Genomic DNA, 13,935 nt, shown 5'->3' on the forward strand with positions numbered 1-13,935 from the left:
GACCGCCTGAAGGGCGTGTGAAGTCCGTCCGAAGCCCGTGAAGGCGGATCATTTCCCCTCTCGAGTGATCTGCTGATCACATCGATCCAAAAAAGTTCGAGATATCAGCCGGATCGTGCGACACACCGGCCCAATTGGCGGATGGCCCCACCCGAACCCCTCTACCGTGGGAGGCGTGAGCAGCAGCGGCCTCATCTACGCAGTCATTGTCGGGGCCTGGGCCGCCTACTTGGTGCCGATGTGGCTCCGTAGGCAGGACGAGCTGAACGAAGCCCGTCCGNNCCCGGACGCGGTCACCGATTCGGTGGACGTCCGGGCCTTCGCCGTGTCCCAGACCCGTCCGCAGGTGCAGGTGCCCGTACCGGAGCAGCCCGCCCGGCGGCCGGACCGGCAGGGTCCGGAACCCGGCCCCGAGTCCGGCCCCGAAGCCGAACCCGGCCCCGGTGCCGCGCGCGAGCGCGTCCCGTCCGCCCGCCGGGGACGGGACCTCGGGCGGAGGCGGCCCGCCGCGGAGCCCCGGCCCGCCGCCCGGCCGTCCCCGTCGGCGCAGGCCTCCGCGGCGCGCGCCCGGCGCTCGAAGGTGCTCGCACGCCGCCGGCGCACCACCACCCTGCTCTTCGTCGCCTTCACGGTCGGCACGGTCGTCGCGGCGATCGGCGGACTCACGTTCCTGTGGGCGCCCGGAGTGCCGGCCGTCCTGCTGAGCGTCTACATCGCGTATCTGCGCTCCCAGGAGCACCGCCGGTTCGCGTACCAGATGGACCGCCGCCAGGCGGAGGTCGCGGCGCAGCGGCTGCGCGAGCGCCGGACGGGCCGCCACCCGTCCGCCGGCGACGCGGACACCGGCGCGCCGGAGGGCCCCGGACACGAGGCCGAGCCGGCCGCCGAACCGGAGCAGGAGACCGACCCCGGCCTCCTGGCACTCGCCGCCGACCGGCGGGCGCTCGTGGAGCAGACCGACCACGCCGAGTGGATCGACCAGCAGCGCGAGCGCCAGCGGCGCCCCGGGCAGGGCGGCGACAGCTGGGACCCGGTCCCGGTCCCGCTGCCCACGTACGTGACCGCCCCGGTCGCCCCGCGCGCCACCAGCGACGTGGACCTCGGCGCCCCGGACGCCTGGAGCTCGGCCCGCTCCAGTTCCATGGCCCCGGGTCCGGAGGAGGCCGTCGCGTCCGACGGCGCCGAGCCCCACGACGCGGGCGAGGAGAGCGACGGGGCCCGCCCGGACGGCGACGGCCGCGGCGACGCCCTTCCCCCCGCCCGGAAGCGCTCACGCGGGGGCGCCCCCGGGGCGGCCTCGGCCCGCCGAGCGCGCGAGCGGGGCCGCACCCCGCTGTTCGACCAGTACGAGGACGGGGACCGTCCCCGGGCCGCCAACGAATGACCTTCCGAAACCGCAGGTGACCCCCCACCGGCAACGGATTTCCGAGCACCCCGATCGGGGTGCTAAGGTTTCACTCGTTGCAAGGGCCTGTGGCGCAGTCTGGTAGCGCACCTCGTTCGCATCGAGGGGGTCTGGGGTTCAAATCCCCACAGGTCCACCGCAGCTGAAAGCCCCCGCCGGGAAACCGGCGGGGGCTTCTTCGTGTTGGACGGGGCCCGGCGGGCCGGGGCCCGTCGTCGCCGCGTCCCGACGGCGGTCCGGGATGGAGTCCGCCGGCCGGCGGTCCCGCCCCGTTGCCCGGCGAACCGGCCGGCGGCTGCGCGACCGCGGGCGGGCCCTGGCGCCGGGTGGTGCCGACGCGTCCTCGTCCGCGGAGTTCCCGCGCGGTCCGGCGCACGGTGAGCCGTGCCACTTCGCACGCGTGGGCGAGAAGGAAGCGCGATCGGCCGAATGCCGTCTGTGCACGGGCGGGTGAACACCCATAACCTGTGCGACCTTCGCGCCCTGGGGGGTTCCCGTGAAAGGTCTTCGTGCGGTCGTCGTCTGCCTGGTGGTCGCGTCCACCGCGGTGATGCCGCCCGTCGCGGCCACGGCCGGGACGCCGGCCGCGCCCGTGGCGCCGAGTTGGTCGGTGCTGCCGGTGCCGCCGGCGGCGGCACCGCCGGTGACCGTGTCCGATCTCGCCGCCCGCGGGCCGGACGAGGCGTGGGCGACCGGATACGAGCGCACCGACGACGGAATGCGGCCGCTGCTGTACCGGTGGGACGGCGCGGAGTGGAGCCGGGACGCCTCCTTCCCCGGTGCCGGTGAGCCGGGTCGGCTCGGCAGGGCGCAGTTCGTCGGCGAGGAGGTGTGGATCTTCCACAACCGCGCGGGGGAGGGCGAGATCCTGCGCCGGACGGCGGGAGGGTGGAGCGCGGTCCCGCTGCCCCGGACCCTGTGGACCTACCAGGACTTCACCGCGGTGCCGGGCGGCGCGTGGGTGGTCGGGGAGGACGAGACCGGACTGAAGGTGCTGCACCACGACGGCTCCGGCTGGACCGAGCAGTCCACCCCGGACGGGGTCGGCTACCTGATGGGGATCACCGCGCGGACCGCCGCCGACGCCTGGGCCTGGGCGGACACCGCGACCGGGGCCGCGATCCTGCGCTGGGACGGCACGGCGTGGCGGGACGCGAAGGTGCCGCTGCCGCCGGACGGCGGCGTGGACGCGATCCTGCTCGAACCGTCCGGCCGGGTCACGATCGGCGGCAGCCGGTACGAGGACGGCGCGCCCCGCCCCTACCTGACGACCCGGAACGGGCACGCCTGGCGCACCACCCACCCGGCCCTGGGCGCCACCCACATCAAGGACATGGTGCGCGGCCCGGACGGCGCGCTGTGGCTCCCGGTGGTCAGCGACCGCGCGTTCCGGTCGAAGTACGCACGGGTGGACGGCCCGCGCGCCACCTTCTCCTACGGCCCGGAGCGCACGAACGCGATCGAGGTCGCCCCGCACGCGCTGACAAGGGCCGGATCCTCCCTGATGTCCTTCGGGACCGTGGAGATCTACGGCTCGAAACCGAACCTGACGAGCGAGCGGCTGGGAGGCCGATCATGAGACGCGGACTTCTCCTCGCGGCCCTCGCCGCCGCCCTGACCGTCATGCCCTCGGCCGCGGCGGACACCCTGCCCTGGCAGCACGTCCCGGTCCCGGCGCAGACACGCCCGCAGGCCGCGCTGAACGAGGCCGTGGCGTTCGGACCGGACCGGGCGTGGGCGGTGGGCGCCGACGCCGTCGGCCGCACCGCACCGGGCTTCCCGCTGGTGCTGCGCTGGGACGGGACCGCGTGGCAGCGCCAGAGTCTGCCCGGGACCGGCTGGCAGGGAGAACTCCTGTCCGTCGCCGCGGCCTCGCCGTCCGAGGTCTGGGCGGTCGGCCGTGACGCGGCGGGCGGCGCCCGCCTGCTGCGCTTCGACGGCGCCGCCTGGTCCGAGAGCCGCCCGCCGGGCGGTGTCGTGCTGGGCGAAGTCGCCGCCGGCGGCGGCGAGACCTGGCTGATCGGTGCGCGGGACGGCGCGCAGGTCCTGCTGCGCAGGGACGGACACGGCTGGCAGGACGTGCCGGTGCCGCCGGGGTCCGTGGCCGGCCTGCACGTCCTGGGGGCCGGCGACGTCTGGGCCGCGGGCGCCGCCGCGGAGGGCGCGGCCGTGTCGCACTGGGACGGGCGGGAGTGGCGGCAGACGATCGTGGACGGGTTCCCGCGGTCGGCCGTGAACAGCGTGCTGGCGGTCTCGCCGACGGAGGTGTGGGCGGGCGGCACGGCCGGATTCGTCGGCGGCCCGGTGGGCCGGCCGATCCCGCCGCTGCTGGCGCGCTGGGACGGGCAGGAGTGGAACCGGGTGGCCGTGCCCACCGACTTCGGCTCGATCAGCTCCCTGGCGCCCGACGCGTCCGGTGCGCTGGCCTGGGTCGCGGTGGCGCGCTCGCAGAAGTGGGGCCCGCCGGGCGGCTACCCGCCTCTCGTCTCCGGACCGGATTTCCTCGCCTGGGACGGAGCGTCGTTCACCGGGCACGAGGAACCGGCGGTCGCCGGGGAGGGCGACTCCCGGACCCTGCGGCTGGCGCCGGTGCCGGGCACGGAGACGGTGTGGTCGGTCGGCCGCGCCGACGGCCCCGAGGGCACCTTCGCCCCGCGCGTCCTGCGGTTCGGCTGAGGGACCGCAGCCGTCGAGCGGGGCGGGCGGGCCGAGGCCGCCGGGCGGCGGCCTACAGGGTCTTGGCGTAGCAGCGGCTGCTGTCGTGGAAGCGGTAGTAGCCGAACTTCTCGCAGGGCTCGTAGCCGCTGGAGGTGTACAGGGCGATCGCCTCCGGCTGCTTGGTGCCCGTCTCCAGGACCATGCGCAGGCGGCCGGCCGCGCGGGCGTCGTCCTCCAGGGCGGCCAGGACGCGGCGGGCCAGGCCCCGGCCGCGCATCGGCTCGATCACGTACATCCGCTTCAGCTCGGCGTCGCCGTCGCGGTTGCCCTCGCCGTTGGCGTTCTGGACGCGCCAGCCGCCGGAGGCGACGGGGGTGCCGTGCTCGTCGTAGGCGATCAGGTAGACGCCGTTCGGCGGCCGGAAGTCGGCGGGGTCCATGGGGGTGGCGTCGCCGCCGTCGCCGTAGCGGACGTCGTACTCGGCCTGGACCTCGTCGTTCAGTTTGACGGCGTCGGGGTGGTCGTAGGGGACCTGGCGGATATTCATGCGCAGTAAAGTATGTCAATCCAGGAGGCGGGAGGGATCCGTTTTCGGGCCCCGTCCAGTGTGCCGGTATCGTGCCCTGATGCTCACTGTGACCTCCGTCAACGTCAACGGACTGCGTGCCGCCGCCAAGAAGGGCTTCGTGGAGTGGCTGGAGCAGACCTCCGCCGACGCGGTGTGCCTGCAGGAGGTGCGCGCGGAGCCGCAGCAGCTGCCCGGGCACGTCCGCGAGCCCGAGGGGTGGCACGTGGTGCACGCGCCCGCCGCCGCGAAGGGGCGCGCCGGGGTCTCGCTGTACACGCGCCGTGCGCCCGACCGCGTCCAGGTCGGTTTCGGATCGGCCGAGTTCGACGGCAGCGGCCGGTACGTGGAGGTGGACCTGCCCGGGGTCACCGTCGCGTCCCTGTACCTGCCCTCCGGTGAGGTCGGCACCGAGCGGCAGGACGAGAAGACGCGCTTCATGGGCGAGTTCCTCGGTTACCTGAAGGGCCTGCGGGAGCGGGCCGCCGCCGACGGCCACGAGGTCGTGGTGTGCGGCGACTGGAACATCGCGCACCGGGAGGCCGACCTGAAGAACTGGCGCGGCAACACCAAGAACTCGGGCTTCCTGCCGGAGGAGCGGGAGTGGCTGTCCCGTGTCCTCGACCCGGCCGACGGCGGGTACGTGGACGTCGTACGGGCGCTGCACCCGGACGTCGAGGGACCGTACTCGTGGTGGTCGTACCGGGGGCGGGCCTTCGACAACGACGCGGGATGGCGCATCGACTACGCGATGACCACCCCGGGGCTCGCGGAGCGCGCCGTCGAGGCGTACGTGGAGCGGGCGGCCACCCACGCCGGGCGCTGGTCGGACCACGCGCCGGTGACGGTGGTCTTCGGACCTCGGGACTGACGGGTCCGCGGGCGGGGCGACGCCCGTCCGCCGGGCGGGGGCCGTGCGCCCGTCCGCCCGGGCGGCCGTCAGCCCTCGCCGGGCGGCGGGGGCAGAATCCTGCACAGGGCGTCGAGCGCCGCCCCGAAACCGTGGTCGGGGGGTGCGGCGTAGCCGACGACCAGGCCGTCGTGCGCGGGCATGGTGGCGGCCGGGTGCCGGAAGCCGGCGAGCCCGTCCACGGCGATGCGCTCCCGGGCCGCGGCCTCGGTCACCGGCCGTTCGGTGCCGGGCGGCAGGCCCAGCACCGCGTGCAGTCCGGCGGCTACGCCGGTGAGCGTGATGTGCGGCGCCCGGCGGGCGAGGAGTGCGACGAGGCGGTCCCTGCGGTCCCGGTAACGCTGCCGGGTGCGGCGGACGTGCCGGTCGTAGTGGCCCGACTCGATGAAGTCGGCGAGCGTCAGCTGGTCCGTGACCCCGGCCCACGCCTCGCGCTCGCCCTTGGCGCGCAGCACGGGCTCCACCAGGTGGTCGGGCAGGACCATCCACCCCAGCCGCAGTGCGGGGGAGAGGCTCTTGCTGAGCGAGCCCAGGTACACGACGCGCTGCGGGTCGAGCCCCTGGACGGCGCCCACCGGCTCCCGGTCGTAGCGGAACTCCCCGTCGTAGTCGTCCTCCAGCAGCACTCCCTGGCCGCCGCGCGCCCAGTCCACCGCGGCGGCCCGCCGCTCGGCGTGCAGCGGTCCTCCCGTGGGGAACTGGTGGGCGGGGGTGAGCAGCGCCGCCCGCACGCCCTCCAGCGCGACCAGCTCCGTGGTGCGCGCCCCGTGTTCGTCCAGTGCCAGCGGCACGGTCCGCACGTGTGCGGCGCGCAGGATCGACCGGTGGAAGGGCAGTCCGTAGGACTCCACGGCCAGAGGACCGCGGAGCACCTTCCCGCCGAAGAGGAGCCGCAGGGCGGGTGCGACACCGGAGCACACGACGATCCTCTCGGCGTCGGTGCGCACGCCCCGCGCGCGGGACAGGTACGCGGCGAGGGCGCGTCGCAGCTCGGGCCGGCCGCGGGGGTCGCCGGGGCCGAACGCCTCGTGGGGTGCCGCGTTCAGCGCCCGCCGCGCGGCGGCCAGCCAGGCGGTGCGGGGGAAGGAGGCGGGGTCCGGCAGGCCCTGCCGCAGGGTGTGGGCGGGCGGTTCGGGACGCGCCGGCGCCGGTCCGGGCACCCGCGGGGGGCCGACCGGCTCCGCTCGGGGCGCCACCCGCGTCCCCGACCCCTGGCGGGCGACCAGCCAGCCCTCGGCGACGAGTTCGGCGTAGGTCTCGGCGACGGTGTTGCGGGCCAGCCCGAGGTCGGCGGCGAGCGAGCGGTAAGGGGGGAGCCGGGTGCCCGGCGCCAGTCGTCCGTCCCCGATCGCCTCGCGCAGCGCGCGACCGAGTGCGGCCCGGCGGCCACCGCCTCCGGCCAGGCCCGCCCTCAGATCCACATGCAGGTCGCTGCCGACGTGTTCGGCCGGATTGACCCATGAATCGGACACGGGAATGCACCCTACACGGGGTCTTTCGCGCGCATAGCGTGGTCGTCGGGAGCTGCGGGGACCCGAGGCGGCGCCGAGGGCCGGACACGGTCCGAGGCCGGCCCGGGCGACCCCGCTCCCGCATGACGACGACCCGCCCGCACCGGAGGAGAACCCCGTGAACGCGTCCGCCCCGCCCGTCCTCGTCCGTGCCGGTTCCGCCGAGACGCTGCAGGACGGGGCCGCCAGTCTCATCACGCTGCTCGCCGACTCCGACGGGACCCGGGGCGCGCTGACGGCCAACCGGGCCACCCTGCACAAGGGGTCCCCGGGCGCCCCCGCCCACTTCCACACCAGGGCGACCGAGATGTTCTTCGTGCTCGGCGGCAGCCTGCGGGTGCTGCTGGGGGAGCGGATCGTCACCCTGGGGACCGGCGACTTCGTGACGGTGCCGCCGCGGCTGCCGCACGCCTTCGCCCCGGCCCGGGGAGAGGAGGCCGACGTGCTGGTCGCCTTCACCCCCGGCATGGACCGCTTCGGCTACTACCGCCTGCTGGAGCGCGTGTACCGGGGCGAGGCCGACGTCGAGGACATCAGGGCCAGTTCCGAGCGGTACGACAACCACTACCACGCCAGTTCCGTCTGGCAGACCGAGCTCGCCGGCGACTGACCGGCCCGGCGACTGACCGGCCCGGCGCCCGACCGGCCCGGGGCCGGCCGCGGGCAGTCCTGCCCCGCGGCTGGTCCTGCGCGTGGGCGGTCCCGTCCGCGGCCGGTCCTGCCCGGGGTCAGCCCCGCTTGTTCAGCCGGCGGTCCATCGACAGGGAGAGTTCCGCGTCGACCACGCTGCGGGCCAGGGGGCGCAGGCGCTGCACGGCCTCCTCGGGGGCGTGGCGCAGGATCAGCCCGGCGAAGAGGTCGGCCATCGCCTCGGTGTGGGTGCGGACCTCCCGGCCCGCGCGCAGCACCTCCGCGAGCGGGATGCCCTCGCGGACCAGGGCGGACGAGACGTCCAGCAGACGGCGGCTGATGTGGACGATCTCCCCGCCGTCCGTGCCGAGGTAGCCGAGTTCCATCGCGGCGGCGAGGTTCTCCGGGGTGACCTCGCCGGCGAAGTGGTCGGCGAGCTCCTCGGGGGTGAGGCGGACGGGGGTCTCCTCGGTGGGGGTGTCCATCCCGAGGAGTTCCCCGACGTCGCGGCCGTGGTCGAAGGCCTCGGCCAGCTCCGCTATGCCGTTCAGGGTGTGGCCGCGTTCCAGCAGCGCCGTGATCGTGTTCAGCCGGGCCAGGTGGTGGTCGTCGTACCACGCTATGCGGCCTTCGCGGCGGGGCGGCGGTATCAGCTTGCGTTCGCGGTAGAAGCGCAGCGTGCGCACCGTGATGCCGGCCAGGCGGGCCAGCTCCTCCATGCGGTACTCGCGCCGCTCGCCCCGGGGTTCTGCTTCCTCTGCCACGACAGCAGCCTAGGGCGTGCCGGACCCCGCGTCTCCGGCGTGGTCCACCGGACGGGCCCTCGGGCGTACCAGCGGTAACTTTCCTTGCGCACCCCCTACCCATCAGTAGGAGACTGCCCTACTCTCCCCATTGCGCCAGTGGTCACTGGCACGGTTCTCGGCGGTGCGCAAGGGCTGGAGGCTTCGGGATGGCCGGACACGAGCACGAGCACGAACACGTACGGGTCGCGGTGGTGGGGTCCGGGTTCGGCGGACTGGGGGCCGCCGTACGGCTGAGGCGCGAGGGGATCACCGACTTCGTCGTCCTGGAGCGGGCCGGGAGCGTCGGCGGGACCTGGCGGGACAACAGCTATCCGGGATGCGCGTGCGACGTGCCGTCCCACCTGTACTCGTTCTCCTTCGCGCCCAACCCCGAGTGGCCGCGTTCCTTCTCCGGGCAGGAGCACATCCGCGCCTACCTCGAGCACGTCACCGACGTCTTCGGGCTGCGCCCGCACCTCCGCTTCGACTCGGAGGTGAAGCGGATGGCGTGGGACACGGAGCGGCTGCGCTGGGACATCGAGACCAGCAGCGGCAGCCTCAGCGCGGACGTGGTCGTCTCCGCGACCGGGCCGCTGTCCGACCCGAAGACCCCCGACATCCCGGGGCTCGACACCTTCCCCGGCAAGGTCTTCCACTCCGCCCGCTGGGACCACGACTACGACCTGCGCGGCAAGCGGGTCGCCATGGTCGGCACCGGCGCGTCGGCCGTCCAGATCGTGCCGGCCGTCCAGCCGCTCGTCTCCCGGCTGACCCTCTTCCAGCGCACCCCGCCCTGGGTCCTGCCCCGCATGGACCGGGCCATCGGCGGCGCCGAGCGGGCCGTGCACCGGGCGCTGCCCTTCACCACCCGGCTGCGCCGCGGACTGCTGTGGGGCGTGCGGGAGCTGCAGGTCCAGGCGTTCACCAAGCACCCGGACGAGCTGGGCCTCGTGGAGCGGGTGGCCAAGCGCAACATGGCCCGCGCCATCAAGGACCCGGCCCTGCGCGCCCGGCTCACCCCCGACTACCGCATCGGCTGCAAGCGCATCCTGCTGTCCAGCACGTACTATCCGGCGCTCGCCCGGCCCAACGTCGACGTCGTCGGCGGCCTGAGCGAGGTCCGGGGATCGACGGCCGTGGCGGCCGACGGCACCGAGGCCGAGGTCGACGCCATCGTCTTCGGGACCGGGTTCCACGTCACCGACATGCCCATCGCCGAACGGGTCGTCGGCGCGGAGGGCAGGACCCTCGCCGAGACCTGGGCGGGCGGCATGGAGGCACTGCGCGGCGCCTCGGCCGCCGGGTTCCCCAACTTCATGACGCTCATCGGGCCCAACACCGGCCTCGGGAACTCCTCCATGATTCTCATGATCGAGTCCCAGCTGAACTACCTGGCCGACTACCTCCGCCAACTCGACGTCCTCGGCGGCCGGGTCGCCCTCGACGCCCGCAGGAGCGCCGTCCGCGTCTGGAACCACCGGGTGCAGCAGCGGATGGAGCGCACGGTGTGGAACACCGGCGGCTGCACCAGCTGGTACCTGGACGCGAACGGCCGCAACACCACCGTCTGGCCGGGCACGACCGCCGAGTTCCGGCGGGCCACCCGGCGCGTGGACCTCACCGAGTACGCCGTCCTGCGGGCGCCCTCCGGCGGGAGGGCCGCCGGCGCCGGGAAGACCGCCCGGGACGCCGCCGTGCGGGAGGCCGCCGCCCCGAAGGCCGCCGCCCAGGAGAGCGCCGTCCGGGGCGCCGCCGCCCCGGGGACCACCGCCCCGGGCGCCACGGAGGTCTCCGCGTGAGCCGGCCCGCGCACGTCCTCGCCGGGCCCTACGCCCCGCCCGTCCCCGCCCGCGAACTCACCGCCGTCTCCGCCGACGGCACCCGGCTGCACGTCGAGCTGCACGGGCCCGACGGGGCGCCCGCGGTCGTCCTCGCCCACGGCTGGACCTGCTCGACCGCCTTCTGGGCGGCCCAGATCCGCGAACTCGCCGCCGACCACCGGGTGATCGCCTACGACCAGCGCGGTCACGGCCGCACCCCCGCGAGCGGCGACTGCAGTACCGACGCGCTCGCCGACGACCTGGAAGCCGTCCTGACCGCCACCCTCGCCCCCGGCGAACGGGCCGTGATCGCCGGGCACTCCATGGGCGGCATGACGGTGATGGCCGCGTCCGGCCGGCCCGCCCTCGCCGAGCACGCGGCGGCCGTCCTGCTGTGCAGCACCGGCAGTTCGCGGCTGGTCGACGAGTCGACGGTGCTCCCGGCCCCGGCGGGGCGGATACGGACCCGGCTGACCCGGAGCGTCCTGGGCTCCCGGGCCCCGCTCGGGCCCGTCACGCCCCTGGGCAGCCGCATCCTCAAGTACGCCACCATGGGCCCCGGTTCGACGCCGCACATGGTCGAGGCGTGCGCCCGCATCGTGCACGCCTGCCCGCGCACGGTCCGCCGGTCCTGGGCGCAGGTGCTCGGCCTGCTCGACCTCGACCACGGCGTGGGGGAGTTGCGGGTGCCGACGGCCGTCGTCGTCGGGACCGCGGACCGGCTCACCCCGCCGGTGCACGCGCGGACGATCGCCTCCCGGCTGCCGCACTGCCTCGGGCTCACCGAACTGCCCGGCATCGGCCACATGACGCCCGTCGAGGCGCCCGGACGGGTCACCGGGCTGATCCGGGAACTCGCCGCCGCCCACCTCCCCGCGGGGCCCGCGGGACCCGAGGGGTCCACGGCCTCCCCGGCCTCCTCGGCGCCCACCGCACCCGCCGCAACCGCCGTACCCGTCACATCCGTTGCATCCGTCGCACCCGCCGAGGAGGGCGCATGAGTGGACAGCGCACGCGCAGGGGCCGTCTCGAAGGACAGGTCGCCGTCGTCACCGGAGCGGCCCGCGGGGTGGGGGAGCTGCTCGCCCGCAAGCTCTCCGCGCGCGGGGTGAGGGTCGCCCTGGTCGGACTGGAACCGGACGTGCTCGAACGGGTGTCGGCGCGGCTGTACGGCGACAGCGGCCACTGGCACGCCGACGTCACCGACCACGAGGCGATGACCCGGGTCGCGGCGGAGGTGAGGGAGCGGTTCGGGCGGGTCGACATCGTGGTCGCCAACGCCGGTGTGGCGAACGGCGGTCCGTTCGCCGACTCCGACCCGGAGTCCTGGCGGCGCGTCATCGAGGTCAACCTGATCGGATCGGCGGTCACCGCCCGCGCGTTCCTGCCGCTGCTGACCGAGAGCCGCGGCTACCTGCTCCAGGTCGCCTCGCTCGCCGCGATCACCCCGGCCCCGATGATGACCGCCTACTGCGCGTCCAAGTCCGGTGTGGAGGCGTACGCGCACAGCCTGCGGGCCGAGGTCGGGCACCTGGGCGTGCGGGTCGGCGTCGGCTACCTGTCGTGGACCGACACGGACATGGTGCGCGGCGCCGACCAGGACGACGCGATGCGCGAGCTCAGGCAACGGCTGCCCTGGCCGACGAACAAGACCTACCCGCTGGGCCCCGCGGTGGACCGGATGGTGGCCGGGATCGAGCGGCGCTCCAGCCACGTGTACGGGCAGTGGTGGCTGCGGGGGATGCAGGGCGTACGGGGCTACCTGCCCGGCGTGATCGGCACCGTCGGGCAACGGGAGGTGCGGCGGTTCGCGGACCGGTTCGCCGGCATGCGGACGGGACTGGTCGGAGCGGGCGGCGACGCCGACGAACGGCACCGGACCGGACCCGCCGCGACGCCGGAGTCCGCACAAGCGGCACCGGAGCCGGCGGGAGCGGCACCGGACCGTGCGGGGACAGCGCCGGGACCTGCGGAAACGAACCCGGAGCACGCTGCGTGACTGATCGACATGCGCAGGGTGACCGCCCGTGTGAATCTGGTCGGGCAACAGCCCCCACACCCCAACGGGAGTGAACCCACATGGGTATGAAGGACCAGTTCCAGAACAAGGCCGAGCAGATGAAGGACCAGGCCAAGCAGAAGATGGGCGAAGCCGGGGACCAGGCCCAAAAGCGCGGCCGCGGCCGCCAGGAGGCCCCGGACAACCCGCAGCGCCGGCGGCAGCAGGGGTCCGAGGAGCGCCGTCACCAGGACCACGACGCCTGACGTGACGCCGTGACGCACTGAAGCGGGAAGGGGCGCCCCTCGGAGGCGCCCCTTCTCACGTCGCCCTCGGCGGCAGCTTCGGACGGGAGCGGTCGGGGACACCGCTGCGGGCCGGGGGCGTGGCCGGGGGCTCGGACTCCAGGAGTTCCAGGGCCAGTCGGACCGCGTCGTCCAGTACGGCGTACCGGCCCTCCGCCCAGTCCAGCGGGGTGCGCAGGGCCTCCAGGTCGGGGGCGACGCCCTTGTTCTCCACCGACCAGCCGTACGCGTCGAACCAGGCCGCGTTCATCGGCACCGTGATCACCGTACCGTCCCCCAGTTCGTGCCGGCCGGTCATGCCGACCACCCCGCCCCAGGTGCGCTGCCCGACCACCGGTCCCAGTCCCAGCAGTTTGAACGCGGCCGTGATCATGTCGCCGTCGGAGCTGGTCGCCTCGTCCGCGAGGGCCACCACCGGCCCGCGCGGGGCGTTGGCCGCGTACGACACGGGCTGGGCGTCACGGGTGAGGTCCCAGCCGAGGATGGTGCGGGTCAGCGTCTCCACGACGAGTTCGCTGATGTGGCCGCCGGCGTTGCCGCGCACGTCCACGATCAGGGCCGGACGGGACACCTCCATGCGCAGGTCGCGGTTGAACTGCGCCCAGCCCGAGCCGCCCATGTCGGGGATGTGCAGATAGCCGCACCGGCCACCGCTCAACTCCCGCACCACCGCGCGCCGTTTGGCCACCCAGTCCTGGTAGCGCAGCGGGCGCTCGTCGATCAGCGGGAGCACGGCGACCCTGCGGGGCGGGCCCGTGCCCCCGGCCGGGGCGAACGTCAGCTCCACCGTCGTGCCGCCCGCCCCCGCGAGCAGCGGGTAGGGCCCGGTGACCGGGTCCACCGGGCGGCCGTCGACCCGGGTGAGGACGGCGCCCTCGCGGATGCCGGTGCCGGCCAGCGGGGAACGGGCCCGGGAGTCCGAGGAGTCGCCGGGCAGGATCCGCCGGACCGTCCAACCGTGCTCGCGCGGAACGAGGTCGGCGCCGAGGAAGCCCTGACGGCGCTGGTAGTGCGGCGGGCCCTCGTTGCGGCGGGCGGCGGTGACGTAGGCGTGGGAGGTGCCGAGTTCGCCGAGGAGTTCGCGCAGCAGGTCCGCGAAATCGTCCGGGGAGGCGACCCGTTCGACCAGCGGACGGTACTGGGCGAGCACCGCGTCCCAGTCGATGCCGCACATGCCGGGGTCCCAGAAGTAGGACCGGATCAGCCGCCCGGCCTCCTCGTACGCCTGCCGCCACTCGGCCCCCGGGTCGGCCTCGTGCAGGATGCGGCGGACGTCGATCCACACGGTGGAGTCGCTGTCGCCCGGCTCGGTCGCGGGCACCGCGCGCAGCTCGCCGCCGTCCGCGA

The 13,935-nt window shown here is 74.9% G+C and carries 11 protein-coding genes, 1 tRNA gene and 3 pseudogenes; 11 read left to right on the top strand and 4 right to left on the bottom strand.

The genetic code is table 11. The features are described from left to right. Nucleotides 1-175: 175 nt before the first annotated feature. The 5 genes and pseudogenes from AOK18_RS35530 to AOK18_RS01295 form a co-directional block, all read left to right on the top strand. Nucleotides 176-280: pseudogene (locus AOK18_RS35530) on the top strand (hypothetical protein); the annotation flags it as partial. A 2-nt stretch (nucleotides 281-282) separates the two neighbouring features. After that, nucleotides 283-1,384, top strand: a pseudogene (locus tag AOK18_RS33840) (DNA polymerase III subunit gamma/tau domain-containing protein); the annotation flags it as partial. An 83-nt stretch (nucleotides 1,385-1,467) separates the two neighbouring features. Continuing rightward, nucleotides 1,468-1,541: transfer RNA gene (locus tag AOK18_RS01285), tRNA-Ala, on the top strand. Nucleotides 1,542-1,901: 360 nt separating this feature from the next. Beyond that, nucleotides 1,902-2,984: a hypothetical protein gene (locus AOK18_RS01290; protein ID WP_055693049.1), complete on the top strand. Its 1,083-nt coding sequence runs from the start codon at nucleotides 1,902-1,904 to the stop codon at nucleotides 2,982-2,984. Beyond that, nucleotides 2,981-4,081 (top strand): hypothetical protein, encoded by a 1,101-nt coding sequence (locus AOK18_RS01295; RefSeq protein ID WP_055693050.1) that lies wholly within the window; start codon nucleotides 2,981-2,983, stop codon nucleotides 4,079-4,081. Before AOK18_RS01290 ends, AOK18_RS01295 begins: the two co-directional genes overlap by 4 nt. Before the next feature lie 52 nt (nucleotides 4,082-4,133). Here AOK18_RS01295 and AOK18_RS01300 read toward each other — a convergent pair whose 3' ends face one another. Beyond that, the gene (locus AOK18_RS01300) at nucleotides 4,134-4,610 is read right to left on the bottom strand and encodes a GNAT family N-acetyltransferase (RefSeq protein ID WP_055693051.1); all 477 of its coding nucleotides are present in this window, start codon (nucleotides 4,608-4,610) and stop codon (nucleotides 4,134-4,136) included. Nucleotides 4,611-4,689: 79 nt separating this feature from the next. Here AOK18_RS01300 and AOK18_RS01305 point away from each other — a divergent pair, with 79 nt between their 5' ends. Beyond that, complete coding sequence (locus AOK18_RS01305; protein ID WP_055693052.1) at nucleotides 4,690-5,499, top strand: exodeoxyribonuclease III; 810 nt, start codon at nucleotides 4,690-4,692, stop codon at nucleotides 5,497-5,499. 68 nt (nucleotides 5,500-5,567) lie between these two features. Here the strand turns inward: AOK18_RS01305 and pdxR are convergent, their stop codons facing one another. Next, nucleotides 5,568-7,010 carry a MocR-like pyridoxine biosynthesis transcription factor PdxR gene (pdxR, locus tag AOK18_RS01310; protein ID WP_055693053.1) on the bottom strand — a complete coding sequence of 481 codons (1,443 nt, stop codon included), beginning with the start codon at nucleotides 7,008-7,010 and terminating at the stop codon, nucleotides 5,568-5,570. A 157-nt stretch (nucleotides 7,011-7,167) separates the two neighbouring features. Here pdxR and AOK18_RS01315 point away from each other — a divergent pair, with 157 nt between their 5' ends. Further along, a complete protein-coding gene (locus tag AOK18_RS01315; RefSeq protein WP_055693054.1) occupies nucleotides 7,168-7,659 on the top strand; it encodes a cupin domain-containing protein in 492 nt (163 codons plus the stop codon). A gap of 118 nt (nucleotides 7,660-7,777) precedes the next feature. On the opposite strand, the gene AOK18_RS01320 is transcribed toward AOK18_RS01315, so the two are convergent. Beyond that, nucleotides 7,778-8,398 carry a MerR family transcriptional regulator gene (locus tag AOK18_RS01320; protein WP_055693055.1) on the bottom strand — a complete coding sequence of 207 codons (621 nt, stop codon included), beginning with the start codon at nucleotides 8,396-8,398 and terminating at the stop codon, nucleotides 7,778-7,780. A gap of 233 nt (nucleotides 8,399-8,631) precedes the next feature. Here AOK18_RS01320 and AOK18_RS01325 point away from each other — a divergent pair, with 233 nt between their 5' ends. The 4 genes and pseudogenes from AOK18_RS01325 (at nucleotide 8,632) to AOK18_RS01340 (ending at nucleotide 12,549) form a co-directional block, all read left to right on the top strand. Next, complete coding sequence (locus AOK18_RS01325; RefSeq protein ID WP_079104789.1) at nucleotides 8,632-10,263, top strand: flavin-containing monooxygenase; 1,632 nt, start codon at nucleotides 8,632-8,634, stop codon at nucleotides 10,261-10,263. Beyond that, nucleotides 10,260-11,285, top strand: a complete 1,026-nt coding sequence (locus AOK18_RS01330) for an alpha/beta fold hydrolase (protein ID WP_079104790.1) — start codon at nucleotides 10,260-10,262, stop codon at nucleotides 11,283-11,285. Before AOK18_RS01325 ends, AOK18_RS01330 begins: the two co-directional genes overlap by 4 nt. After that, nucleotides 11,282-12,166, top strand: a pseudogene (locus tag AOK18_RS01335) (SDR family oxidoreductase); the annotation flags it as partial. The gene AOK18_RS01330 and the pseudogene AOK18_RS01335, both read left to right, overlap by 4 nt. A 197-nt stretch (nucleotides 12,167-12,363) precedes the next feature. Further along, nucleotides 12,364-12,549: a hypothetical protein gene (locus tag AOK18_RS01340; protein ID WP_055693056.1), complete on the top strand. Its 186-nt coding sequence runs from the start codon at nucleotides 12,364-12,366 to the stop codon at nucleotides 12,547-12,549. 55 nt (nucleotides 12,550-12,604) lie between these two features. Here the strand turns inward: AOK18_RS01340 and AOK18_RS01345 are convergent. Further along, on the bottom strand, nucleotides 12,605-13,935 hold a 1,331-nt coding region (locus AOK18_RS01345; RefSeq protein WP_206281486.1), incomplete at its 5' end, for a S41 family peptidase.

It is taken from the genome of Streptomyces prasinopilosus (assembly GCF_001419695.1).
Classification (GTDB): Bacteria; Actinomycetota; Actinomycetes; order Streptomycetales; family Streptomycetaceae; genus Streptomyces; species Streptomyces prasinopilosus.

Coding starts and splice junctions, on each gene's coding strand:
- AOK18_RS01320 (WP_055693055.1), bottom strand. CDS start 8,398: ATGGAGGAGCTGGCCCGCCTGGCCGGCATCACGGTGCGCACGCTGCGC.
- AOK18_RS01325 (WP_079104789.1), top strand. CDS start 8,632: ATGGCCGGACACGAGCACGAGCACGAACACGTACGGGTCGCGGTGGTG.
- AOK18_RS01300 (WP_055693051.1), bottom strand. CDS start 4,610: ATGAATATCCGCCAGGTCCCCTACGACCACCCCGACGCCGTCAAACTG.
- AOK18_RS01340 (WP_055693056.1), top strand. CDS start 12,364: ATGGGTATGAAGGACCAGTTCCAGAACAAGGCCGAGCAGATGAAGGAC.
- AOK18_RS01305 (WP_055693052.1), top strand. CDS start 4,690: ATGCTCACTGTGACCTCCGTCAACGTCAACGGACTGCGTGCCGCCGCC.
- AOK18_RS01295 (WP_055693050.1), top strand. CDS start 2,981: ATGAGACGCGGACTTCTCCTCGCGGCCCTCGCCGCCGCCCTGACCGTC.